Below are 3,796 nucleotides of genomic sequence, written 5' to 3' on the forward strand. Positions count from 1 at the left end.
GGAATCACCGAAGTGAATTCCGATACTCACTCGTTGTTCAGTTTTCAAAGATCAAGCTCGTCGTTACCACCGATGTTCTCGTCAGCAGCGACCTTTATAATATATCATGTCGTCCTCGTTTTTGTCAACATCTTTTTTTGATTTCTTTTTTCCGTTGACCACCGAATGCCTTTCAGCATCTTGGTGTGTCGGAGGGACGAGTTATAATTTATCACAGATTCAACACTCGAGTCAACCCTTAATATTTCGGTTTGTTTTTTGGTTGTTCCGGACTTATTAATAATCAAAAACAAACAAAAAAAGAGAGTACACTTCCTCTCCTTAGCTTAACCTATTCAGCTGTATTTATAATGTATAGCGGACTGCGTGCCCTTCGGAAGCATCATCAGCCCAAGCTGTAATTTCTCTTATCTGTGAACGTGACACCAGCTTGCGAAGCACCAGCGGCAATTCCGCTCCCAGCGGACTGAGGCCGGAATGCTGTAACAGCTCCTTGATACTCCAGGATTCTTTGCGGCTCCCGAGAATGTCCAGCAGCAGACTGCAACAGTCTGACATCTTGGACATCAGGGCAAATTCACAGGCAAGCAGAATGAGCTCGATTCTTTGCTCTAGTGTTTCGGTGCTTACTGTAAGTTCTTCATATAACTTATGAACCGGAGTGTTCAGGCTTTTCACTTGCTCCCACACCGCCGGATTCGGGAAGAACCCTGCCTCACTTACTTCAATGCGGGCCCAATGATACAAGGCCATAAGTACACAATTATAAGCATCCATAGTACAGCGGGCTTCTATATAACGCTTGGACTTCACATACATATGCAGAAAGCGGGCAAATTCCATAAACAATACCCGTTCCTTGAGCGGCCCCTGGAACCGGAGAATGTCACGCCGCATCTCTCCAAGGATCCCCTCAGGATCCCAAATCACCTCGCCGGCCATAAGACTCGTTAATAATTCATTGTTATCACCGGCCAGTACGGCTCGTTCCAGTGCAGGCATACCGACATGAACCGTCTGTGTCCGTCTCTCACCTGCAATGGTATGGGTCAGTACCCGCTCCTTCTCCTGCTCCGCGTGCAGCATCAGCACCACCATATCAAAATCGTGGAGCAGCGCGCTCTGAAACGGGGCGTTCCCTTTTTGCCTCAGTACTACAGCACCCAGGACACTTTCATCAAACGTTTCTCCACTCAATAGGGTCAAATTGGATAGTTCCATGCTTCCCTCCATCAAATTTGGCGATTTCGCGTCACGTCAGTTATAATTCTCATACATATTAATATTCTACATATTCATGTCAGTTCCTTCTGGATGTCCCAACTATATTTTAGTTAGGAGCAAATACTCATGAAGATGAAATCGGCTAAAATCAACGCTTTTCGCACCTGGGGACTTCTGCTCACAATGCTCGGAATGGGCCTGATGATTGCAGGAACAGCAGGAATCGTTTTCTGGGGTTCAGCCGGCAAGATAGCAGCGGCAATCGGCCTTGTGATCGGCCTGATCTCGATGATGGCCAGTCTGGCCATCTACTTTTGGGCCGGCATGCTGTCAACGAGCGCTGTTCAGCTGGAATGTCCCGAATGCCACAAGCTGACCAAAATGCTGGGCAAAACCGACCGCTGCATGTTCTGTCATACCCTGCTCACCCGTGATCCGGCCCAGGCAACCATTACAGCTGAGCAGCTTGAGAGTCAACAGTCCAGCCATCCTTAACAAGCCTTATGTATAGCCATCTTTTTATTATCTTCTCTTCTACTGAAAAATCACTGAAAGATCACTTGAAATACAAAAACAAGGTATTCCCTGAAGGGAGTACCTTGTTTTTGTATACAATACAGTTCAGCTACTTGCTTATTTCCTGCAATGCTTCCCAAGCCTCAAGCGTTCCGAAGCTTCGCGTCCAGGAAGCAACCCCGCCCAGCCCGAACGACTTCGCGAGCTCTACTCTTGCTTTTAGGGAGACCTTGTCCTCGATCCAGATTCTATAAAGACTGCCATCCTCTTTATACTCAACATAATGTTGTCCTGTCTTGTTATCGAATGAAGGCGTCAGCTTCTTTTCTGCCAACAGTTCCTGGACTGTTTTCATTCCGACAGCCTTGGAGCTGACTTTTGTCTCTCCATTCTCCGTTGTCTCGGTCCAGATCCGTGTGTATAAAGGCACCCCGAGAATCAGCTTCTCGGCCGGTACATCATCTTCCTCTATAATCCGGCTGATGGAATTCTCGACCCATGGCAAGGATGCAACGGAGCCCGCTTTGGGGCTGGACGCCCAATGCTCGTCATAAGCCATCACAATCAAGAAGTCCGCTGCTGCGCCAAGAGCCTTCCGGTCCAGGAATAAGGACCACATTTCACTATTGGACTTGGGGGTAACATCAATTGAAACAATCAGATTCTTGGCTTGGGCCATCGGCTTCAGCTCCCGCATAAACTGCGTAACATTGCCTCCGTCCTTGGTATAGACATTCTCAAAATCAATATTAATACCATCAAGATCATATAAGTCGGCATACTCAAGCATCTGCACAATCGTCGTCATCCGTCTCTCATAGCTTGATAATGCCTCAGTAGTAAGGTCGGCATCAAAGCTGTTGCTGAGCAGAGCCCAAACCTCCATATCTTGCTTGTGGGCCCACTCTACATAGGCTTTGTCCGCTTTGCTCCGCACATTTCCGTTCACATCTACAATGCTGAACCAGGTCGGGCTGACCACATTAATCCCCGGGAGCTCACCGAAATTTGCCGGGTTGGGCTTACGCTCATATACGGCTTCCCAGAACAGATTCACAGCCTTACCTTTCCAGCTGCGTTCTGCACGCGTAGGCTCGTACTCCTGCTGTTCAACAGTCTTTTCACCGTCTGCGGTAATGTCTTCAGCTTTAATATAACCTGCATAGCCGCTGCTCATCTGCACATACAGCCATTCTTCATCTTTATTGTCCGTATTCCAGATCCGCACAACGGTTCCTGGAAGCATGTCCGCTACGATAGGCGCATGAATGGTCGCCTCACTCCGCAGCGCCTTGGTGCGGTCGCCTGCTTTTCCTTTGACTGTGCCGATTGGCACACTCTCTCCGGCAGTCATCAGCAGAACAGCACCTGTATTGCTGTCCTCCTCTACCTCCAGACCATACAGTTCTTCAAGAGAATCTGCCGGAAGATAGGTTACCCCATCTTGCTCCTCGGGAGCAAGCCTGAGCTGAACAGGCTCGTTATTGAGGCTTGCTGAAGTTGAATCCTCCTGCATATATAGTAAATCATTATCCGTAGACAGGATAACTGACTTGGTAGCTTCTTCATAACGGATGGCCGAATCAACATACTCCTGCAATAACGGAAGCGGTAAAAGCAGGCCGTCACCTGTACCGCTGGCGGAGTAGCCGGTTAGCTGCCCCTTAACAAAAATCGGCTGCTGCAGTCCTTTCCAGTCGGGATCGGTATGCTGCCGGTTAGGCAGTACATAAAAAGCGACCCAGTAAGCGGCTGCGGCAATTATAACAAGTCCAATAAAACGGCGAAGACGGCTTCCACGCTTTTTAGTGCGTCCTTGTCTCTGTCTGCTCTCCAAAATATATCCTCCAAAACTATCAATAGATTTTAAGTGCAGTAACCAACTTTAAGTATACGCTATATTTGACGCTTTGGTTTCGCAATTCTGTGGAAGAACCGGTATTATATGGCCTTAATGTTTTCAGCTAGAGTAAAGGGCTGAATAAATTCAGCCCCTCCTCATCAAACCGTACGTGAGGTTTTCCCTCATACGGCTTTCCGATGTTCGTCATTCATG

At 48.0% G+C, this 3,796-nt stretch carries 3 protein-coding genes; 1 reads left to right on the forward strand and 2 read right to left on the reverse strand.

Going from position 1 to position 3,796, the window contains the following annotated elements; all coding sequences use genetic code 11:
• Positions 1 to 345 precede the first annotated feature (345 nt).
• A complete protein-coding gene (locus BLR64_RS29805; protein WP_167360811.1) occupies positions 346 to 1,221 on the reverse strand; it encodes a nucleotidyltransferase-like protein in 876 nt (291 codons plus the stop codon).
• A 129-nt stretch (positions 1,222 to 1,350) separates the two neighbouring features.
• Between BLR64_RS29805 and BLR64_RS29810 the strand changes: the two genes are divergently transcribed.
• The gene (locus tag BLR64_RS29810; RefSeq protein ID WP_090720336.1) at positions 1,351 to 1,719 is read left to right on the forward strand and encodes a DUF2614 family zinc ribbon-containing protein; all 369 of its coding nucleotides are present in this window, start codon (positions 1,351 to 1,353) and stop codon (positions 1,717 to 1,719) included.
• Between the two features lie 130 nt (positions 1,720 to 1,849).
• Here the strand turns inward: BLR64_RS29810 and BLR64_RS29815 are convergent, their stop codons facing one another.
• Entirely contained in the window at positions 1,850 to 3,577 is a 1,728-nt protein-coding gene (locus tag BLR64_RS29815; RefSeq protein WP_090720337.1) for a glycosyl hydrolase family 18 protein, read from the reverse strand.
• Positions 3,578 to 3,796: the final 219 nt, after the last annotated feature.

It is taken from the genome of Paenibacillus typhae, from assembly GCF_900099765.1.
Classification (GTDB): Bacteria; Bacillota; Bacilli; order Paenibacillales; family Paenibacillaceae; genus Paenibacillus_AQ; species Paenibacillus_AQ typhae.

What these genes read in the sequence shown, in the direction of transcription:
- BLR64_RS29810 (WP_090720336.1), top strand. Translation starts at nt 1,351, where the DNA reads ATGAAGATGAAATCGGCTAAAATCAACGCTTTTCGCACCTGGGGACTT.
- BLR64_RS29805 (WP_167360811.1), bottom strand. Translation starts at nt 1,221, where the DNA reads ATGGAACTATCCAATTTGACCCTATTGAGTGGAGAAACGTTTGATGAA.